Raw genomic sequence first — 18,186 nt, forward strand, 5'->3', positions numbered from 1 at the left:
CTCATTCGCGTAGGTGCGTCTTAGGGCGCGGTAGGGTTGCGTTGCTGACGTGCCGCCTGGCGCGCCATGCGACCGCGCAGCTCGCGCAGGTTGCGGCGGCGGCGCAGCCACGGATTGATGTAGTCGGCAATAAGTACGATGAAGAACACCGCATAGGCAGGCCACACATACATGGCGTAACCGCCCATGGCGAAGAAGGTGCTCATGCCTGTCCCTCGCGTTGGGCGATCTGCTTCACCCAGTCCTTGCCGCTTTCCATCGACAGCAGATCGGTGCGCACGCGACCAAACAGGCTGGCGATGTAATAGAACTTGGTGGCGGCCATCATGGTGAGCAGCGGCCACAGCATGGCGGTGCTAATCTTTGACGGACCGAGGATGCGAATCGTGGAACCCTGGTGCAATGTGTTCCACCAGTTCACCGAGAAATGCACGATCGGCACATTGATGATGCCGATGATGGCGAGGAAGGCCGCGGCGCGTGCACCCTGGCGGCGATCTTCGAAGGAGTGATACAGACCGATCACGCCCAGATAAAGAAACAGCAGCACCAGTTCAGAGGTGAGGCGTGCATCCCACGTCCACCAGGTGCCCCACATCGGCTTGCCCCACAGCGAACCGGTCACCAGCGTGATGAAGGTGAAGGCCGCGCCGATCGGCGCCGATTCCATCGCCACCACTTCGGCCAGCTTGATGCGCCAGACCAGCGAAATAAACGAAGCCACCGCCATCAGCCCGTAAACGAACAGGCTCATCCATGCGCAGGGCACGTGGATGAAGATGATGCGGTAGGCGTCACCTTGCTGATAGTCGGCGGGCGCGAGCACCAAGCCGCCATACATCGCGATGGCGCCCAACAACACGGCGATGCCCAGGGCCCAGGGTCGCAGCGTGCCGGCAAACCGATAGAAGTTCGGTGGCGAGCTGAGCTTGTGCACCCACAAGGGTATCCAGTTGGCCATTGTCTTAAGCGTCCAGAGCTATGCGGAGGGCGGTGGCGCAAGCCAGCGGGGCCAGCACCATGGCCATGACCAGCGCGGCGCCCAGCCAGGCGATGGGCGCGAGCCACGGCAGCCCTTGTTGAGCCGCGGCGACAGCGCCGGCGGCAAAAATCACCACGGGTACGCACAGCGGCAGCAGCATCAGCGCCAGCAGCATACCAGAGCGCCTGGAGCCGGCCGTGAGCGCCACCAGCACCGCACCGAGCAGGCTCAGCAGCGGCGTGGAGAGCAGCAGCGCGTAGACCAGCACCGGCATCACCGCGGTCGGCAAATGCAGCATGCCCGCCAGCAGCGGCGCGATGACGATGAGCGGCAAAGCCGTGGTGATCCAGTGCGCAAGAATTTTCATCGCTAGCATGAGTGCCAGCGGCTGGGGTGAAAGGATGAGTTGTTCGAGCGATCCGTCTTCGATATCGCTGCGGAACATGGCATCGAGCGCCAGCAGCATGGCCAGCAGCATGGTCACCAGCACCGCGCCGCCGGCAATACGCTGCAGCAGCGCTTCCTCCGGCCCCAGCGCAAACGGAAACAGCGTGATGACGATCAGCGCATACAGCACCGGCATGACGATGTCGCCACGACGACGCCAGGCCAGGGTGAGGTCGCGGCGCAGGACGGCGACGCAGGCGGGACCGAGCGGCGCGTGATTCATGCGTGCATGCGCACCCGTTTTGGCTCGCCGTTGAGAAAGCTCACCGCACCATGGCTGGTGACCAGCGCGGCGCCGCCATCGGCAGCATGTTGGGTGAGCAGGCGATTGACCAGTTCGATGCCGGTGCGATCGAGGTTGGCGTACGGTTCGTCCAGCAGCCACAGCGTGGCTGGCAGCAACAGCAGGCGTGCGAGCGCCGCGCGTTTCTTCTGACCGGCGGAAAGCCGGCGCACGGGTTCGTCTTCGTAGCCGGCCAGGCCGATATCGGCGAGCACGCCATCGACGCTGCGTCCATCGCGAGTGCCGTACAGACCTGCCGCTACGGCGAGGTTCTCCCGCGCGCTGAGATCGGATTTCAGTCCCAGGTGGTGACCAAGAAATTGCGTGTCGCCCAGATGTTCGTCGCGACGCCAAGGCTGGCCGCGCCAGTCCAGCGACCCTTCGTCGATATGCAGCAAGCCGGCGAGGATGCGCAGCAAGGTGGTCTTGCCGCTGCCGTTGTCGCCTTCCACCAAGGCCACTTCACCCTCGCGCAGGCAGAAGTCCAGCGGGCCGAACACGGGTTCGTCCTGGCGGTAAAACGAGAGCGCCCGGGCCTCGAGCAGAGGCGGGGCGATGGCGGGGGAAGCGGTCATTCCTCGATTGTCCGCAATGCCCGGCAGGCTTGTCCATGCGGCGAGGTGCCGCCAGACCCATCAGCTGGCTGGTGCATGGCAGAGCGCATTTCAGGCGTGGCGGACATGGCCTAGCCCGGCGGTGTGAGACGAAGCCGCGCTGGCGCCGCGCCCTCGCCGTGGACGTAGCCAGATTGGCCAAATCGATGGGCCAGCGCGTCGAGCTGTGGCATACCCGGTCCGACCACCCAAAGGCTGGCCTCCTTCCATGGGCCCTCGCGGCTTGCGCCCAGTCCGGCGCGAACGACCACCGTTTCGGGCAGGGCGCGTAATGCGGCCAGCAGGGCGCGCTGGGCGATCCGGTTGTGCGGGCGTGGCGCCAGTTTGGAAGACGGATGCCACGCCGTAATGAAACCCCACGGCAAGCCCTGCGCTAGATCGCGCAGTTCCTCCGGCAGGGGTTGATCAATCTGGATGGCGACCCAGCCGCCACGCGTCAGGCGCACCCGATAATCGGTGGCCCGGTACGCGGCAAGCAGTGCCTCATCCATGCCGCAGATCGGGCAGGGCGGGCAGTGTGGCGCGCAGCGCGGCGACGGCGGCGTTCAGATCGACCGACGCCGCATCGGCCGAACCACGCAGCAGCTGGTCGAGCAGCACGTCCTGCGCGCGCCCGCGCTCGTAGGCATACGCATACGGTAGATGCGTGAAGGTGACCATGCGATAGCGCGCCATGAAATGTTCCGGCGCCCGCTCCGCCAGCAGGGCGCCCAGCGCCCGCTTGGCGAGATAGTGCGGATCGGCCACCGAGTCGCGCATTTCCACGTAGTTTTCCAGCGCCATCGCCGCAATGGCGTCGCTGTTGGGCTGGCGGATGCGCTGGAATTCGGCAAACACCTCGCCGGTGTCATCCGGCGATTCGGCCAGCAAGGAGGCGAGCACCACGGTATCTTCGAAACCGCAATTCATGCCCTGGCCGTGGAACGGCACGATGGCATGCGCGGCATCGCCGATCAGCAGCGCGCGCCCGTCCAGATGCCAGCGCTGCAAGTACAGCGTGGACAGCGTGCCAACCGGGTGGCCATCGTAATCGTTGGCAAAATCCGGAATCAGCGGCAGCAGATCGGGGAAGTCCTGCTCGAAGAACGCACGCGCATGACTGGCGTCGCCCAGCGTGGCGAAGCTCGGATGCGGACCTTGCGCCGGCAGGAACAGGGTCACGGTGAAGCTGCCCTCGGTATTGGGCAGCGCGATGCACATATAGCCGCCGCGTGGCCAGATATGCAGCGCGTGCGGCTCCAGCGCGAACTGGTCGTGGCCGCCGCTGCGGTTGATCAGCTCGGCGCTGAGTCCGCCGGCAGAGGGGATTTCCAGCTCCTTGTACGCGTGGCCCAGCGACTCCACCCGCTCGCCCAGCGGCGAGTACGCATTCATCGCCGTACGCAGCGAGGAGCCCGCACCGTCGGCACCGATCACGATCGGGGCGTCGAGCTCGCGCGTCACGCCTTGTTCGTCGACCAGTTGCAGGCACTGCCGATCGAAATCGGCATCGGCCAGCGATTGCCCGAAATGAAACTTCACGCCGGCAGCTTCGGCAGCATCGAGCAGCAGCATATTGAGTGCGCCGCGCGAGACGGACCAAATCACCTCGCTATCGTCGACGCCGTAGCGTTGCAGGCCGGAGCGGCCGTCGGTGGTGTGCACCATGCGTCCGCGCATCATCACCGCGCGCTGCAGCACGTCGTCGGCGAGGCCGGCCTTGCGCAGCGCCTGCAGACCGCGCTCGGCCAGCGCGAGATTGATCGAGCGGCCACCGGTAAAGCCGGCAATGCGCGGGTCAGGGCGTTTTTCGAAGACGTCGACGGCGAAACCACGTCCCGCCAATTGCTGCGCCAGCAAGGCGCCGACCAGGCCGCCGCCGATGAGAGTGAGATGCTTCGCCATGGAGCTCCGCTATGAGGTCGCAACGCTTAAAGCGCTGAGAGTAGCGTGTCGCGGGCGGGTGAGCGATGCGCAGTGCGGCAAGGCGGTGGGTGGCCTGCGCGACAATGGCTAGCGCCGCTCAAAAACTCATGAAATACCCGCCGTTGACCGGCAGGTTCGCACCCGTGATGTAACCGGCGTCATCCGCGGTCAGAAAGGCCACGGCACGGGCAATATCCCCCGGCGAACCAAGCCGGCCCACCGGAATATCCGAGATAATCTGCTCGCGAATATCCTGCGGCACCGCCGCCACCAGCGCCGTATCGCAGTAGCCCGGCGATACGGTGTTCACGGTCACGCCCTTGCGCGCCGTCTCGCGCGCCAGCGCCATGCCGAAGCCGTGCACGCCGGCCTTGGCGGCGGAATAGTTGGTCTGGCCGAACTGTCCGGTCTGCCCGTTGACCGAGCTCAGGTTCACGATGCGGCCAAAACCGCGCGTGGTCATGCCTTCGACCACGTTGCGGCACATATTGAAGACGCCATCCAGGTTCACCCGCATCAGCTCGTGCCATTGCTGCGGTGTCATCTTGCGCAGGCTGGTGTCGCGGGTGATGCCGGCGGCGTTGACCAGGATGTCCACGTTGCCGTGCTGCCGTTCCACCCGTCCGATCAGCTCGGCGCAGCCATCGAAGTGGCTGACGTCGGCAGGCTCGAACTTCACCGCGCCATTGAGATCGGCCAGCTCGTGCTGGAACGCGTGGAGCCGTTCGTCGCGGCCGGCCAGGTCAACGGCAATCACCTGCCGCCCGGCCTGCGCCAGCTGCCGGCAGATTTCCGTACCAAGGCCGCCGATGCCGCCAGTGACGATGGCAACGCGTGCGTTGCGGGTGTGGGAATTCATGTGAAGGACTCGTGCACATGCCGCAGGGCAGCACGTGTTGTGCTGCAGCGGTGAGTGAGACGGCAGGGGAGACCGGCGCCTGCGCGCCGGTCGCGGCGTATCAGCCGGGCTTCTTGGTGCCGCTGCGCGGCGGCTGGCCCTGGGTGGCGGCGTCGATCAGGCCGCGCTGCATGTTGCGCCAGGCATCCATGTTGCGCTCGGTCAGGTCATTGAGCATGGACCATGGCGTCTGGCCCAGCAGGCTGTTCAGCTGGGTGCGGAACTGCTGCTGCTGGTCGAGGAAGACCTGCAGGCTGCGCTCCAGGTAAGGCCCCATGAAACCCTGCAGCGAGTCGCCGTAGAAGCGGATGATCTGGCTGAGCAGCTGGGGAGAGAGCATCGGCTGCCCCTTTTCCTCGTGCTCGGAGATGATCTGCAACAGCACCGAGCGGGTGAGATCCTCACCGCTCTTGGCGTCACGGACTTCGAAGGTTTCGTTGTCGAGCACCAGCTGACGGACTTCCTCCAGCGTGATGTAGCTGGAGATTTCCGTGTCGTAGAGTCGACGGTTCGGATACTTCTTAATGGTGCGCATCGTTTGTGCCATGCACACAAACTAGCAGAAGGTATTGCGGCGCACCAGTCGCCCAAGTGGTATTAATTGCTGCACTGGCCAGTTGCAGCAATTGCTGTTAGATCAAATACCTGCCGGTTGTTGCAGGTTTGTGCCGGATTAGGAACGTTCCGGCATCGCTTAATGCCCGCCGGGGCCACCTGCCGAGCCAAACGGCGGCTTGGCCAGCCAGATCACCGGGATCAGCACCACGAACAGGATGGCGCACAGCAGGAAGATGTCGTTCACCGCCAGGGTGAGGGCTTCGCGGTTCACCAGCTGATCCACGACGCCCAGCGCCTGGGTCTGGCTACTGCCGGCATGGGTGAGCTGGGACAGGATCTGGGTGGCCGGCTGGCTGGCGCTGGTGACGTTCTCGGTCAGCGTGGCGTGGTGCAGGATGCCGCGGTGCTGCCATAGCGTCACGGTCACCGCGGTAGACACGCTCGAACCCAGGGTGCGGAAGAAATTGGCCAGGCCACTGGCGCTGGCAATTTCATGCGCGGGCAGTCCCGCCAGATAGATCTGGTTGAGCGGGATGAAGAAGCAGGGGATGGCAATGCCCATCACGAAGCGCGGCCACACCAGTGAGTTGAACGAGGCCGAGCTGTCGTAGGTGGAGAACCAGTACGAGGTGGCGGCGAACACCACGAAGGCAAACGTCACCACCGCGCGCAGTTCCAGCCGGTGCATATTGCGCCCGAGGATGGGCGAGAGCAGGAAGGCAAGGATGCCCACCGGCGCCGTGGCCAGGCCGGCCCAGGTGGCGGTATAGCCCAGCGTGGTCTGTAGCCACAGCGGAAACACCACGTTGATGCCGAAGAACGCGAACATGCCCAGCGACAGGGCCACCACGCCCGCGGTGAAGTTGCGCTCCTTGAACAGGCCCAGTTCCACCACCGGGTGTTTGGCGTGCAGTTCCCACACCACCAGGAACACCAGGCAGATCAGCGCGATCAGGCCCAGCGTGGTGATCATCGGCGAGGAGAACCAGTCGTGGTCGTTGCCGTTGTCCAGCATGAACTGCAGCGAGCCGACGCCGACCACCAGCAGCACCAGGCCGATCACGTCGATGGGCGACTGGTAGGTCTTGGTTTCACGCTTGCGCAGCAAGGTCCAGGTGATCACGCCGGCCAGGATGCCCACCGGCAGGTTGATGTAGAAAATCCACGGCCACGAGAAGTTGTCGGTCAGCCAACCGCCCAGGATCGGGCCGAAGATCGGCGCCACCACCACCGTCATCGCCCACAGGGCCAGCGCGACGCCTTGCTTGGTCTTCGGATAGCTCGCCAGCAGCAGGGTCAGCGACAACGCCACCATCGGGCCCGAGCCCGCGCCCTGCATCAGGCGCGCGAACACCAGCATCGGCATCGAGGTGGCCAGGCCGCACATCATGGAAAACACCACGAACAGGCCGACCGAGACGACAAAGGTTTTCACCTCGCCGAAGCGGCGCGCGATCCAGCCGGTGAGCGGCTGCATGATGGCGCTGGCCAGCGAGTACGAGCTGATCGTCCAGGTGCCTTCGCTCGCACTCACACCCAGGCTGCCCGCGATATGCGGCACAGCCACGTTGACGATGGTCATGTCCAGCACTTCCATGAAAGTGCTGAAGGCGACGGCGATGGTCAGCAAGACCAGCGCGGTACCGTGCAAGGGCGGTAGCGGCTTGTCTTCGGTGGGGTTGGCGGCCATGGGATCGCTTTATCAGTTGGCGTCGTGCTGACCGAGGTTGGCCTGGATGATCTTCTCGGCCTCTTCGTCGGCCTTGCTGGCCATCTGGTCGTACACCGAAGTGGCCGCGATCGGCTTGCCGTTGCCGAGCGCGGCATTCATGGCGCCCTTGTCGTCGGTGATGTTGACGGTGACATCGGTGGACAGGCCAACGCGCAGCGGATGCTCGTCGAGCTCCTTGTCGTCCAGCGCGATGCGCACCGGCACACGCTGCACCACCTTGATCCAGTTGCCGGTGGCGTTCTGCGCCGGCAGCAGGGAGAACACGCTGCCGGTGCCGGCGCCCAGGCCGATCACCTTGCCGTGGAATTCGACGCTGCCGCCGTAGACGTCCGCCTCGACCTTGGCCGGCTGGCCCACGCGGATGTGGCGCAGCTGGTTTTCCTTGAAGTTCGCATCCACCCACAAGTCGTGCAGCGGCACCACCGCCATCAACTGCTGGCCGGGCTGCACGCTGTTGCCCACCTGCACGCTGCGCTGGGCCACATAGCCGGTGACCGGCGCGTAGATGTTGTTGCGCTGTGCGGCGATCCAGGCCGAACGATAGTTGGCACGCGCCTGCTCCACCGCCGGGTTGGTCGCGATGCGCGTGCCTTCGATGGCGGCATGCGAGGCAGCAGCCTGTGCTTGCGCCGCATCGAGCGAGGCCTGCGCCTGGTCGACGGTATCGCGCAGGTGCTGCACGGTTTCCGGCGCTTCGGCCTGGGCGGCCACCAGCGGGGCGCGCCGGGCGAGATCGGCCTGCGCCTTCTTCAGGTCAACGCGGGCCTTGGCCACCTGCGCATCGGCGCTGGTGGCGGACTCGGTCTGTTGGCGCACCTGGCGCACGGCCTGCGCGAGCGCACTGCTCAGTTGCTGCAGGCGGACGTCGGCGTCGGTGTTGTCGAGCTTCACCAGCACTTGGCCGGCTTCGACGCGCTGCGTGTCGTCAGCCAGGATGGCCACCACGATGCCAGGCACCTGCGCGGAAATCGCCACCTGGTTGCCGCCGACATAGGCGTTGTCGGTCTTCTCGCGGGTGGAGAACACGAACAGCCACAGCAGCAGCCACGCCACACCGGCCAGTACAAAGACCGCCGTGACGATCAACAGCGCGCGACGGCGCTTGGCCGGATCCTTCGCCGCCATGCCGCTGTCGTTGTCGTTGTTGTTCTTGACGTCAGAATCAGTGGCGCTCATTCGGGGCGTCTCCGGAAAGGTTCAAAGGGGAAGAGGGGTGGTCGCTGGATGCCTGTGCCGGCAGGCTGGCGCGGTAACCGCCGCCCAGGGCCTTGATCAGCGAGATATCGGTGGAGAGCGCCTGGCCTTGCAGGCTCACGTCGCTGTCCTGTTCCTGCAGGAGCTGCGCCTGCGCGCTCAATGTTTCGCGGCTGTCGCTCACGCCACGCTTGACGCGCGATTGCGCGTTGGCGAGCAGCTGCTGGTTGGCGGCAATTTCGCGGGCCTGTTCCTTGCGGCGGCCCTGGATCTGGTCCGCGGTCAGGCTTTGCGTGGCCACATCGCGCGCGGCGCTCAGCACCGAGCTGTTGTACTGCGCCACGGCGGCGTCGAGCTGCGCCTTGCTGACCCCGTAGTTCGCCTCCAGCAGGCCGCCGGTGAAGATCGGCAGGTGCAGGGCAGGGGTCAGGCCGAACACGCGGCTGCCGGCGTTGAACATCTTGTCGAGGTCGATACTCGACAGGCCGGCCATCGCGCTGATGCTGATGTCGGGGAAGAATTCCGCGCGCGCCACATCGGTCTGGCGCAGCGCCGAATCCACTTGCCAAAGGCTGGCGGCGATATCCGGACGGCGCGCGATCAGGTCGACGCCGACGTTGTCCGGCAGTCCGGTGGTGACCTCAGGAAGGGCGCGTGGCTGCAGGGCGGGCAACTGCGCCGGCGACACGCCGCACAGGCTGGCGAGCGCCGCCTCACGAATGTGCGCGGAACTTTCGAGCACCACCAGCATCTGTCGCGCGGAGGCGGTTTGCGCCTTGGCCGACTGCACCGTATCTGGACGATCCACGCCTTGCTTCACGCGCAGCTGCGCGATCTGCTCGAGCTGTTCGGCCGTCTGTACGGTTTGCTTGGCCAGGGCGATGCGGCTCTGATCGGCGAGCCAGCCGAAGTAGGTGTCAGCCACATTGCTCTGGATCGCGAGCGCGGCGGCGCTGTGTTGCGCTTCGGCCGCATGCGCCTGGTCCACCGCCGACTCGATGGTGTTGCGCTTCTTGCCCCACCAGTCGAAGTCGTATTGCGCCTGCACGCCGATATCGCCCTGGTTGTACCAGGTGAAACCGAGGAATTTCGGCGGAATCAGGCCGGTTTCGCTCAAGCGCTGGCGTTCGACCTGCGCGCTGCCGTTCACGCTGAGCCCTGCCTGCGCCGTCGCCGCATGGATATTCTGCTGCGCCGAATCCACGCGCGACTTGGCCTGGGCCAGATCCGGCGAATCCTTCATCGCCAGATCGATCAGCTGGTCGAGCTGCGGATCGTTGTACTGCTTCCACCACGCGGCATCGGGCCAGCCGGCGCGATGGCCGGTTTGCAGGCCGGCGAGCGGCACGTCGTCGCGCACCGGCGGCCGGTTCAACTTGGCGGGGATGGAGCAGCCCGCGACGGCAACAGCAATCGCGCAGGCAAGCAGCGCGCGGCGGCCGATGCCGTGGCGAATGGGGGAGTAAGGAGTCATGGACCAGCGTCCGGCTGAGTGAGCGTATCGATGTTGACGGCGATCTGGCGCAGCAGGCGGTCGAGCGTGCGCTTGTCAGCGGCACTCAACGAGGCGAACGCGCCATGAACGTTCGGGAAGAGCGGCGGAAGAATCTTTCGCACCAGACGCTTGCCGGCCGTGGTGATGCTGAGTACGACCCGGCGGCGATCTTCGGCACTGGTGGCCCGCGTGATCAGGCCGCCCTTGACCAGCACGTTGGCGATGCGCGTCATGTTGGTGGCGCCTTGCTGCGCGTATTCGCACAACTCGGTGGGCGTCGCGCTGCCGGTCGGGCTGCTGTAGATCATCATCAGCGTGCGGAAATCGCTGTCGTTCAAGCCGTGTGGCTTGAGCTTGCTTTCCAGCTCGCCGAGCAGGGTGCCGCCGACCAGCAGCAACAGGCGCGTGAGTACGACTTCCTGGACGGGAAGGTCCGGAAAGATCTCGCTGACGCGACCAATTCCCTCGTCCATATGGTCGAGGCACTCATGCATGCGCTTCATTTCACCAAAGAATAGTTCGCCAGTGAAGTAATTAGGCTAGCACCGGGCTCGAGCGGCCCGCAAGGGTCAATCGAACCGGAACAGATTCCGGGCGTTGCGGGTGGTGGCTTCGGCGAGGACCTCGGGGCTCACGCCGCGCAGCTCGGCGATCACATGCAGCACTTCGACCATGTTCGAGGGCTCGTTGCGCTCGCCGCGATGGCAGGCGCCGGGCTGGTCGGGTGCATCCGTCTCCAGCAGCAATCGTTCGACAGGCATGGTCGCGACGATGTGACGAAGTCGTTGTGCGCGCTCATACGTCACCGGTCCGCCGATGCCCAGATGAAAGCCCAGCTCCCATAGTCGCTCGGCCTGCTGCTGGCTGCCCGAAAAACTGTGAACCACGCCACGCAATCCACCCATGCGGCGCATGGTGGAGGTGACTTCATCCATGGCGCGCCGTGCATGGACGATCACCGGCAGGTCGAAGTCGCGCGCGATCTGCAATTGCTGCTGGAAATAGAACCGCTGCTGCTCGACGTCGAGTTCGGGCAGGAAATAATCCAGGCCGATCTCACCCACGGCGACGGCGCGATGCGTCTTCAGCCAGGCGGTGAGTACATCGAGGTGCCCGGGGCGATGTTCGTCCAGATACATCGGATGCATGCCATACGCGGGCAGCACGCAGGCATGATTGGCGGCCAGCGCAGCGATGCGCGGCCACGAGGCGCGGTCGATCGCCGGAACCACGATGTGCCTGATGCCGGCGTCGCGCGCACGCTCGAACATGGCGTCCCGATCAGGGGCAAAACTCGCATCATCGATGTGCGCGTGGCTGTCGGTGAGTTCGAGCACAGTACGGGGCATCCTGAATTTGAAACAATGAGCGGCTTCGGTCTAAGCGAGCATTCAGTGAACCAGAGGTTCAATGATTGCGCTGGGATCGAATTCAAGCAGGAGCGGGGGCGCTCCGCTGGTCCCACTAGGAGAGCATTATGAACAGGTTGGTCGTTTCGGCGCTGCATGTCGGTTTCGCCGGTGTATTGATGGTGGGTCTTTCGGCGTGTAATCGAGACGCGAATGCTGACGGTGGCGTGGGCGCCGCCGCGCAGCAGCAAGGGGCTGCCGATGGTGCCAAGTACGCGCGCGTGACGAGCGTGACGCCGGTCCGTGAGGCCGCGAGTGCGCCGCAGCAGGTATGTCATGACGAGGTGGTGACCACGCACAAGCCGGTGCAGGACACCCACCAGATTGCTGGTACGGCCATTGGTGCCGTGGCGGGTGGCTTGCTCGGCAACCAGGTCGGCGGCGGCAAGGGCCGCACCCTGGCGACCGTGGCAGGCGCTGTCGGCGGTGGCTACGCAGGCCATGAAATCCAGGCCAATCACCAGGCAAACGCGACGCAGCAGACCACGCAGCGTAAGTGCACCACCGTGGCCGGCAGTGCTGGCGACAAGGTGGTGGCATACGATGTGAGTTACGAGTACAACGGCGTGACCCGCACTGTACGAATGGATCACGATCCGGGTGACAGGCTGCAGGTACAGGAAGGTGTGGTAGCCGTTTCCGACGCTCACTGAGGATTCACGCCATGCAAACACTGCTTAGACATTTGGCTGTCGTAGGACTGGTATCTGCTGTTGCGCTGCTGTCCGGTTGCGAAACGCCACCGCAGCGCCAGGTGGCTTACAGCGGCGCTTCCAACCGTTGCGAGCAGTGTGGCGTGGTCAGTGACGTGCGGCAGATCCAGACCCAGAAGGAATCGTCGCCGCTGGGCATGGTCATCGGCGGCATCGCTGGCGGCGTGATCGGCAACCAGTTCGGTGGCGGCAGCGGCAAGGCCCTGACCACCGTGGCTGGTGCGGTGGCGGGCGGCGCCATCGGCAATCAGGTCGGCAAGAACAATAGCGGTCCCGATGTCGCATGGCAGGTCACCATCAAGCTGGACGACGGTCGCTATGCCACGGTGACGCAGGCAGCAGATCCCCAGGTCCGTCCTGGTGACTACGTGCAGATCCGCAATAACCTCGTCTATCGACTCTGACGTAAAGACGTCTGGACGTCCAAATAAAAAGGCCCTCTTGCGAGGGCCTTTTTTTATGGGGAGGGGTTTGCTTAGTTGCTGACCGCGTAGAACGCGTGTTCGCCAATGGTCTTGACGCGTTTCGTGGACCACGCGGTGGTGACGGCAAGCGTCGCGAAATGATCTGCTTGCGGCACGTACACGGTGCGCTCTCCCTTTGGCAGGCTCCAATTGCTGATCGAATCGCCAGCAATCTTCCACGCCTTGGTCCAGGAGTTGAGATCGGTCACTTCGAATGTGCTTGCGGTGGTCGTCAGTGCGAACTGTCGCGGTGACTTGACCACCTCGCAAACATTGTCGCCCCACGTGCCGCGATCGCGACGACGAAGAGCAACTTCGGCCACGGCGTACTGGCCGAGGGTCGATTCACTGCGTGCCTCGAGATACACCGTCGTGGCCAGGCAGGTCTGGTCCGCGAGGGGCTGGGGTAGCACGGACGCTAACCACAACAGCATGGAAAGTTTCATTGAGTCTGCCTCCAACGTGCTGTACGCGCGAGGTCGGTACTGCTGACTTCGCGCGCCGTTGCGGTGGACGGGCGGGCAGGCCGTTCCACCTGGATTGATCGCCGCGACCGAAACTTGTGGTCAGGCGGTTTGCCACGGGATTGTGGCCAGTCGAGCGGCTGTTCCGGTGCCACTCAAAACTTGTGGTGCTGCAAGGGCATAGATCGGGTACTAAGGACCGCGTTGCCTGCAACGTCATCCGCGCCATGGGCGGACTGGATACACCGACATCTCTGTCGGGTCGCGCTGATCCGGACCCCTCCGGTTCGTCGCGTATGTGGACACCCAGGGCTGTGGGTGTCTGTCGAATTGGTTGGCGAGACTAGTGGCCGGTTTCTGATCTGGCAAGTGCCTTGCAGTTCAGGTTCACGTCACACTCACATTGCCATCTCGCTTCGTGAATCTTTGCGCCAGTTTGTTTTCATCATGCAGACCAACTCTGCACAACATGCAAACGAATGCCTTCGTCAGTGTCGATGCGCGATGCATCGTCAAGCGATTGCATTAGACCATCGTCTATGACTGCGAGCGCCTGAAAGGTTGCATCGTCGCGCGACACATCGAGCAGTTGAATGTTCTTGTCACCGTTACGGTGCAGCACGGTGCCCCCGCTCACAAACTGCGACAATACGACGCAATGCATATGCCGCTTGTGTCCACCGCGGTAGTGCAGGCGCGCAACGATTTCCTGGCCGGGATAACAGCCTTTGTCGAATGCAACGGCTTGCAGACGCTCGAGCGAAATGGCCGGTGGCAGCAACGCGCCCAAGGCGTCATCGGGCAACCATGGCCAGCCTGCGCGTACCTGCAACACTCGCCACGCATCGTCGGCAACGGCAGCGCCGACGATCACGCTGTGATCACCGCAACCGAACACGTACGCATCGCCTTCACGATGTACGGCGTACGTCTCCATTGCTGCGCCGGTAGCAAGTGCGCGCGGTTCGAACACGCTCAGCTTGAGCTTGGAACGAAACACGAAGCGTTGCAGCGATGTCGCCATCGACGATGCATCGCCGCCGCGCAACAGCAGCAGCAACGAGTCGTCGGCGAGTCGCGCGAGGTGGAACAAGGCAAGCACGCGGCCCTGGGCATCGAGCCATGCGCCAAACTGCCAGCGGCCGACGGCAAGCGACTGGACATCGCTGGTGAACTGGGCTTGCGCAAAGGCAACAGCGTCAGTGCCTTCGATCAACAGGGTCTGGGCGGAGAGGTCGGTAGGCATAAGAGGGGGAGGTAAGGGCGGGGGAGGCAAGTCACAAGGGTGCTGCCCTACTGGCAGAGCAGCGCACTGTCGTCAAGGTTGTGCTGCATTAACGCAGGTATTACGCTTTTACGGCTTTCATACACCATGTCCGATACCTCCTCCCAAACTGAGTCCAAGCCCGCGTCCGCGCCAGCGGAACAGGCTCCCGTGCCCGCGGTTCCGGCCACGGACAAGACTTCGACGGAGCGAGCGGCCCCGGATCCCACCCGCTACGGCGATTGGGAAAAGAACGGGCGCTGTATCGACTTCTGATTCGCCGAGCCGGCTCTGGTCGGCGTCGTCGGAACGGGAAGGGCGGTAAAGGGCATCAGCGATTCCACCCAGGATAGCCGCCATGGCAGACACGCAACGACCGCTCTCTCCCCACATGGGCATATATAAGTGGCAAGTGCAGATGGTGACCTCCATCGTGCATCGCGCCACCGGCATTGCCCTTTCCGTCGGCACCTTGCTCGTGTTGTGGGGTGTGTTCTCCCTCGCCAGCGGCGAAGACAGCTATAACCAGTTCAAGACCTGCCTGGGCAGCCCGATCGGCATGATCCTGATGATCGGCTGGAGCTGGGCGCTGTTCTTCCACCTGTGCAACGGCATCCGTCATCTGATCCAGGACGGTGGCATGGGCTACGCCATTCCGCAGTTCGTCCGTTCCAGCTGGCTCTCGATCATCGGCAGCGTCGTGCTGACCATCATCGTGTGGGCTTACGTGCTGACCGCCGGAGGTGCCGCATGAGCGCCAACGGTCCGCAGTACGACGTGCGCAAGCAGTTGCGCAATCCCTTGAAGCGCGCCCGCGGCCTGGGCTCGGCGCAGTCCGGTGTCGGTCATTGGTGGACGCAGCGCATCACCGCCGCGGCGCTGGTGTTCCTCGGCATCTGGTTTGTGCTGACCGTGCTTTGCGCGCTGCACGCCGACTACGCCACGGCGCGCGGCATCGTCGCCAAGCCGTGGAACGCCTTGCTGCTGGTGGCCTTCGTGCTCGCCATGTGCTGGCACGCGGTGCTCGGCCTGCAGGTGGTGATCGAAGATTACGTGCATACCCGCTGGGTGGAGGTCGCCCTCCTGGTGCTGGTGAAGTTCATTGCGGTGCTTGGCACCTTGGCCACCTTGATGGCCGTGCTGCGCGTGGCGCTGGGAGCCTGATTCGATGGAAAGCTACAAGATCCAACAGCATAAGTACGACGTGATCGTGGTCGGCGCCGGTGGCGCGGGCCTGCGCGCCACCTTCGGCCTGGCCGAGAAGGGCCTCAAGGCCGCGTGCATCACCAAGGTGTTCCCGACCCGTTCGCACACCGTGGCGGCGCAGGGCGGCATCTCCGCCGCGCTCGGCAACATGGGCGAGGACGACTGGCGCTTCCACTTCTACGACACGATCAAGGGTTCGGACTGGCTCGGCGACCAGGACGCGATCGAGTACATGTGCCGTGAGGCGATTCCGGCCATCATCGAGCTGGAACACTACGGCGTGCCGTTCTCGCGCACCGAGGAAGGCAAGATCTACCAGCGTCCGTTCGGCGGCATGACCACGCACTACGGCAAGGGCACCGCGCAGCGCACCTGCGCCGCGGCCGACCGTACCGGTCACGCCATCCTGCATACGCTGTACCAGCAGGCGCTGGCGCATGACGCCACGTTCTTCATCGAGTACTTCGCCATCGACCTCATCTTCGACGAAGAAGGTGTGTGCCGCGGCGTGCTCGCGCTGGACATGAACGAAGGCACCTTGCACTTCTTCCGCGGCCACGCGGTGGTGCTGGCGACCGGCGGCTACGGCCGCGCCTACTTCAGCGCCACCTCGGCGCATACCTGCACCGGCGACGGTGGCGGCATGGTGCTGCGCGCGGGCCTTGCGCTGCAGGACATGGAGTTCGTGCAGTTCCACCCGACCGGCATCTACGGTTCGGGCTGCCTGATCACCGAAGGCGTGCGTGGCGAAGGTGGTTACCTCACCAACTCCAACGGCGAGCGCTTTATGGAGCGCTATGCGCCCAACGCCAAGGACCTCGCTTCGCGTGACGTGGTCAGCCGCGCCATGACGATGGAAATCCGCGAAGGCCGCGGCGTGGGCGAGCACAAGGATCACATCCACATCAACCTGATGCACCTGGGCGCGAACGTGATCCACGAACGGCTGCCCGGCATCGCCGAGTCGGCGCGCATCTTTGCCGGCGTGGACGTGACCAAGGAACCGATCCCGGTGATCCCGACCGTCCACTACAACATGGGCGGCATCCCCACCAACTATCACGGCGAAGTGGTGCAGAAGCGCGGCGACGACGTCGATGCCGTGGTGCCGGGCCTGTTCGCCATCGGCGAAGCGGCTTGCGTGTCCGTGCATGGCGCCAACCGCCTGGGCTCCAACTCGCTGCTCGACCTGGTGGTGTTCGGTCGCTCGGTGTCGCACCGCTGCGCCGAGATCATCAAGCCGGACACGGCCCACAAGGACCTGCCGGCCAGCGTGCTGGACAAGGCCTTGGCCCGCTTCGACGGCCTGCGCAATGCCAAGGGCAGCCTGCCGACCGCGAAGATCCGCGCCGAAATGCAGCGCACGATGCAGTCCGATGCGGCCGTGTTCCGCACCGGCGAGTCGCTCAAGGAAGGCTGCGAGAAGATCTCCAAGGTGCGCGAGTCGTTCAAGGACGTGGGCGTCAGCGATCGTTCGCTGGTGTGGAACTCCGACCTGATCGAAACGCTGGAACTGGCCAACCTGCTCGACCAGGCGGTGGCCACCATGTACTCGGCCGAGCAGCGTCACGAGAGCCGCGGCGCGCATGCCCGTGAAGACTTCCCGGACCGCGATGACCATGAGTGGCAGAAGCACACCATGGTTTCGGTCGACGAGAACGGCAAGACCAACTTCGATTTCCGTCCGGTGCACATGTACACCATGACGAAAGACGTCGACGTCGTTCCGCCGAAAAAGCGTACTTACTGATACCCGGACTGGAGAGCCACTGTGGCTGAGTTTTCGCTTCCCAAGAATTCCAAGGTCCAGCCGGGCAAACACTATCCGGCCAAGGACGCCAAGAAGCCGCGTATGTTCCGCATCTATCGCTGGAGCCCGGACGACGGCCAGAACCCGCGCATCGATACGTATGAAGTCGACATGGCGGCGTGCGGCCCGATGGTTCTGGACGCGCTGCTGAAGATCAAGAACGAGATCGACTCGACGCTCACCCTGCGCCGTTCGTGCCGCGAAGGCATCTGCGGTTCGTGTGCGATGAACATCGACGGCACCAACACGCTGGCCTGCACCAAGGCGATCGAGGATTGCGCCTCGGGCGACGTGAAGATCTATCCGCTGCCGCATATGCCGGTGGTGAAGGATCTGGTGCCCGACCTCACGCACTTCTACGCCCAGTTCGCGTCGATCAAGCCGTGGCTGCGCACGCAGAGCCCGGCCCCGGCCGACAAAGAGCGCCTGCAGTCGCCGGAAGACCGCAAGAAACTCGACGGTCTGTATGAGTGCATCCTGTGCGCCTGCTGCTCGACCAGCTGCCCGAGCTACTGGTGGAACGGCGACCGTTATCTCGGTCCGGCCATCCTGCTGCAAGCGTATCGCTGGATCATCGACAGCCGCGACGAGGACACCGGTGCGCGCCTGGATGATCTGGAAGATCCGTTCAAGCTGTATCGCTGCCACACGATCATGAACTGCGCCCGCACCTGCCCGAAGGGTCTGAACCCGGCTAAGGCGATTGCGGAGATCAAGAAGTTGATCGTTGAGCGTCGGACTTAAGACG

At 64.3% G+C, this 18,186-nt stretch carries 22 protein-coding genes; 7 read left to right on the plus strand and 15 right to left on the minus strand.

Annotated features, from left to right (window positions below):
• Positions 1-20: 20 nt before the first annotated feature.
• The 13 genes from ccmD to Y882_RS01550 form a co-directional block, all read right to left on the minus strand.
• Positions 21-206, minus strand: coding sequence for a heme exporter protein CcmD (gene ccmD, locus Y882_RS01490; RefSeq protein WP_046970096.1), 186 nt, complete (start codon positions 204-206; stop codon positions 21-23).
• Complete coding sequence (locus Y882_RS01495; protein ID WP_046970097.1) at positions 203-961, minus strand: heme ABC transporter permease; 759 nt, start codon at positions 959-961, stop codon at positions 203-205. Before Y882_RS01495 ends, ccmD begins: the two co-directional genes overlap by 4 nt.
• Positions 962-965: 4 nt before the next feature.
• Positions 966-1,652 carry a heme exporter protein CcmB gene (ccmB, locus tag Y882_RS01500; RefSeq protein WP_046970098.1) on the minus strand — a complete coding sequence of 229 codons (687 nt, stop codon included), beginning with the start codon at positions 1,650-1,652 and terminating at the stop codon, positions 966-968.
• A complete protein-coding gene (gene ccmA, locus Y882_RS01505; protein WP_046970099.1) occupies positions 1,649-2,287 on the minus strand; it encodes a cytochrome c biogenesis heme-transporting ATPase CcmA in 639 nt (212 codons plus the stop codon). Before ccmA ends, ccmB begins: the two co-directional genes overlap by 4 nt.
• A 110-nt stretch (positions 2,288-2,397) precedes the next feature.
• A complete protein-coding gene (locus Y882_RS01510) occupies positions 2,398-2,817 on the minus strand; it encodes a DUF3293 domain-containing protein (RefSeq protein ID WP_046970100.1) in 420 nt (139 codons plus the stop codon).
• Complete coding sequence (locus tag Y882_RS01515) at positions 2,810-4,210, minus strand: FAD-dependent oxidoreductase (RefSeq protein ID WP_046970101.1); 1,401 nt, start codon at positions 4,208-4,210, stop codon at positions 2,810-2,812. The genes Y882_RS01510 and Y882_RS01515 overlap by 8 nt, the downstream gene beginning before the upstream one ends.
• Before the next feature lie 118 nt (positions 4,211-4,328).
• The gene (gene phbB, locus Y882_RS01520; RefSeq protein WP_046970102.1) at positions 4,329-5,090 is read right to left on the minus strand and encodes an acetoacetyl-CoA reductase; all 762 of its coding nucleotides are present in this window, start codon (positions 5,088-5,090) and stop codon (positions 4,329-4,331) included.
• Positions 5,091-5,190: 100 nt separating this feature from the next.
• Complete coding sequence (gene phaR / locus Y882_RS01525; RefSeq protein WP_046970103.1) at positions 5,191-5,676, minus strand: polyhydroxyalkanoate synthesis repressor PhaR; 486 nt, start codon at positions 5,674-5,676, stop codon at positions 5,191-5,193.
• Positions 5,677-5,823: 147 nt separating this feature from the next.
• Positions 5,824-7,377, minus strand: a complete 1,554-nt coding sequence (locus Y882_RS01530) for a DHA2 family efflux MFS transporter permease subunit (protein WP_046970104.1) — start codon at positions 7,375-7,377, stop codon at positions 5,824-5,826.
• Between the two features lie 12 nt (positions 7,378-7,389).
• Entirely contained in the window at positions 7,390-8,595 is a 1,206-nt protein-coding gene (locus tag Y882_RS01535) for an HlyD/EmrA/EmrK family protein (RefSeq protein WP_046970105.1), read from the minus strand.
• On the minus strand, positions 8,582-10,087 hold the full coding sequence (locus tag Y882_RS01540) for an efflux transporter outer membrane subunit (protein WP_046970106.1): 1,506 nt from the start codon (positions 10,085-10,087) through the stop codon (positions 8,582-8,584). Before Y882_RS01540 ends, Y882_RS01535 begins: the two co-directional genes overlap by 14 nt.
• A complete protein-coding gene (locus Y882_RS01545; protein WP_342018462.1) occupies positions 10,084-10,602 on the minus strand; it encodes a MarR family winged helix-turn-helix transcriptional regulator in 519 nt (172 codons plus the stop codon). Before Y882_RS01545 ends, Y882_RS01540 begins: the two co-directional genes overlap by 4 nt.
• Before the next feature lie 75 nt (positions 10,603-10,677).
• The gene (locus tag Y882_RS01550) at positions 10,678-11,445 is read right to left on the minus strand and encodes a TatD family hydrolase (protein ID WP_082120890.1); all 768 of its coding nucleotides are present in this window, start codon (positions 11,443-11,445) and stop codon (positions 10,678-10,680) included.
• A gap of 140 nt (positions 11,446-11,585) precedes the next feature.
• Here Y882_RS01550 and Y882_RS01555 point away from each other — a divergent pair, with 140 nt between their 5' ends.
• Together Y882_RS01555 and Y882_RS01560 are read left to right on the plus strand one after the other, a co-directional pair.
• On the plus strand, positions 11,586-12,170 hold the full coding sequence (locus Y882_RS01555; RefSeq protein WP_046970109.1) for a glycine zipper 2TM domain-containing protein: 585 nt from the start codon (positions 11,586-11,588) through the stop codon (positions 12,168-12,170).
• A gap of 11 nt (positions 12,171-12,181) precedes the next feature.
• Positions 12,182-12,634, plus strand: a complete 453-nt coding sequence (locus Y882_RS01560) for an outer membrane lipoprotein (protein ID WP_046970110.1) — start codon at positions 12,182-12,184, stop codon at positions 12,632-12,634.
• A gap of 71 nt (positions 12,635-12,705) precedes the next feature.
• Here Y882_RS01560 and Y882_RS01565 read toward each other — a convergent pair whose 3' ends face one another.
• Both Y882_RS01565 and ygfZ read right to left on the minus strand, forming a co-directional pair.
• On the minus strand, positions 12,706-13,140 hold the full coding sequence (locus Y882_RS01565) for a cell wall hydrolase (RefSeq protein ID WP_046970111.1): 435 nt from the start codon (positions 13,138-13,140) through the stop codon (positions 12,706-12,708).
• 463 nt (positions 13,141-13,603) lie between these two features.
• Positions 13,604-14,260 carry a CAF17-like 4Fe-4S cluster assembly/insertion protein YgfZ gene (ygfZ, locus tag Y882_RS01570; RefSeq protein ID WP_244466154.1) on the minus strand — a complete coding sequence of 219 codons (657 nt, stop codon included), beginning with the start codon at positions 14,258-14,260 and terminating at the stop codon, positions 13,604-13,606.
• Positions 14,261-14,530: 270 nt separating this feature from the next.
• Here ygfZ and Y882_RS19115 point away from each other — a divergent pair, with 270 nt between their 5' ends.
• The 5 genes from Y882_RS19115 (at position 14,531) to Y882_RS01590 (ending at position 18,182) form a co-directional block, all read left to right on the plus strand.
• Entirely contained in the window at positions 14,531-14,698 is a 168-nt protein-coding gene (locus tag Y882_RS19115; RefSeq protein WP_082120892.1) for a DUF1674 domain-containing protein, read from the plus strand.
• Positions 14,699-14,780: 82 nt separating this feature from the next.
• Entirely contained in the window at positions 14,781-15,176 is a 396-nt protein-coding gene (gene sdhC / locus Y882_RS01575) for a succinate dehydrogenase, cytochrome b556 subunit (RefSeq protein WP_046970113.1), read from the plus strand.
• On the plus strand, positions 15,173-15,586 hold the full coding sequence (sdhD, locus tag Y882_RS01580; RefSeq protein ID WP_046970114.1) for a succinate dehydrogenase, hydrophobic membrane anchor protein: 414 nt from the start codon (positions 15,173-15,175) through the stop codon (positions 15,584-15,586). The genes sdhC and sdhD overlap by 4 nt, the downstream gene beginning before the upstream one ends.
• Before the next feature lie 4 nt (positions 15,587-15,590).
• On the plus strand, positions 15,591-17,378 hold the full coding sequence (gene sdhA, locus Y882_RS01585; RefSeq protein WP_046970115.1) for a succinate dehydrogenase flavoprotein subunit: 1,788 nt from the start codon (positions 15,591-15,593) through the stop codon (positions 17,376-17,378).
• 21 nt (positions 17,379-17,399) lie between these two features.
• Entirely contained in the window at positions 17,400-18,182 is a 783-nt protein-coding gene (locus Y882_RS01590; RefSeq protein WP_046970116.1) for a succinate dehydrogenase iron-sulfur subunit, read from the plus strand.
• Positions 18,183-18,186: the final 4 nt, after the last annotated feature.

The organism is Dyella japonica DSM 16301 (assembly GCF_001010355.1).
Classification (GTDB): Bacteria; Pseudomonadota; Gammaproteobacteria; order Xanthomonadales; family Rhodanobacteraceae; genus Dyella; species Dyella japonica.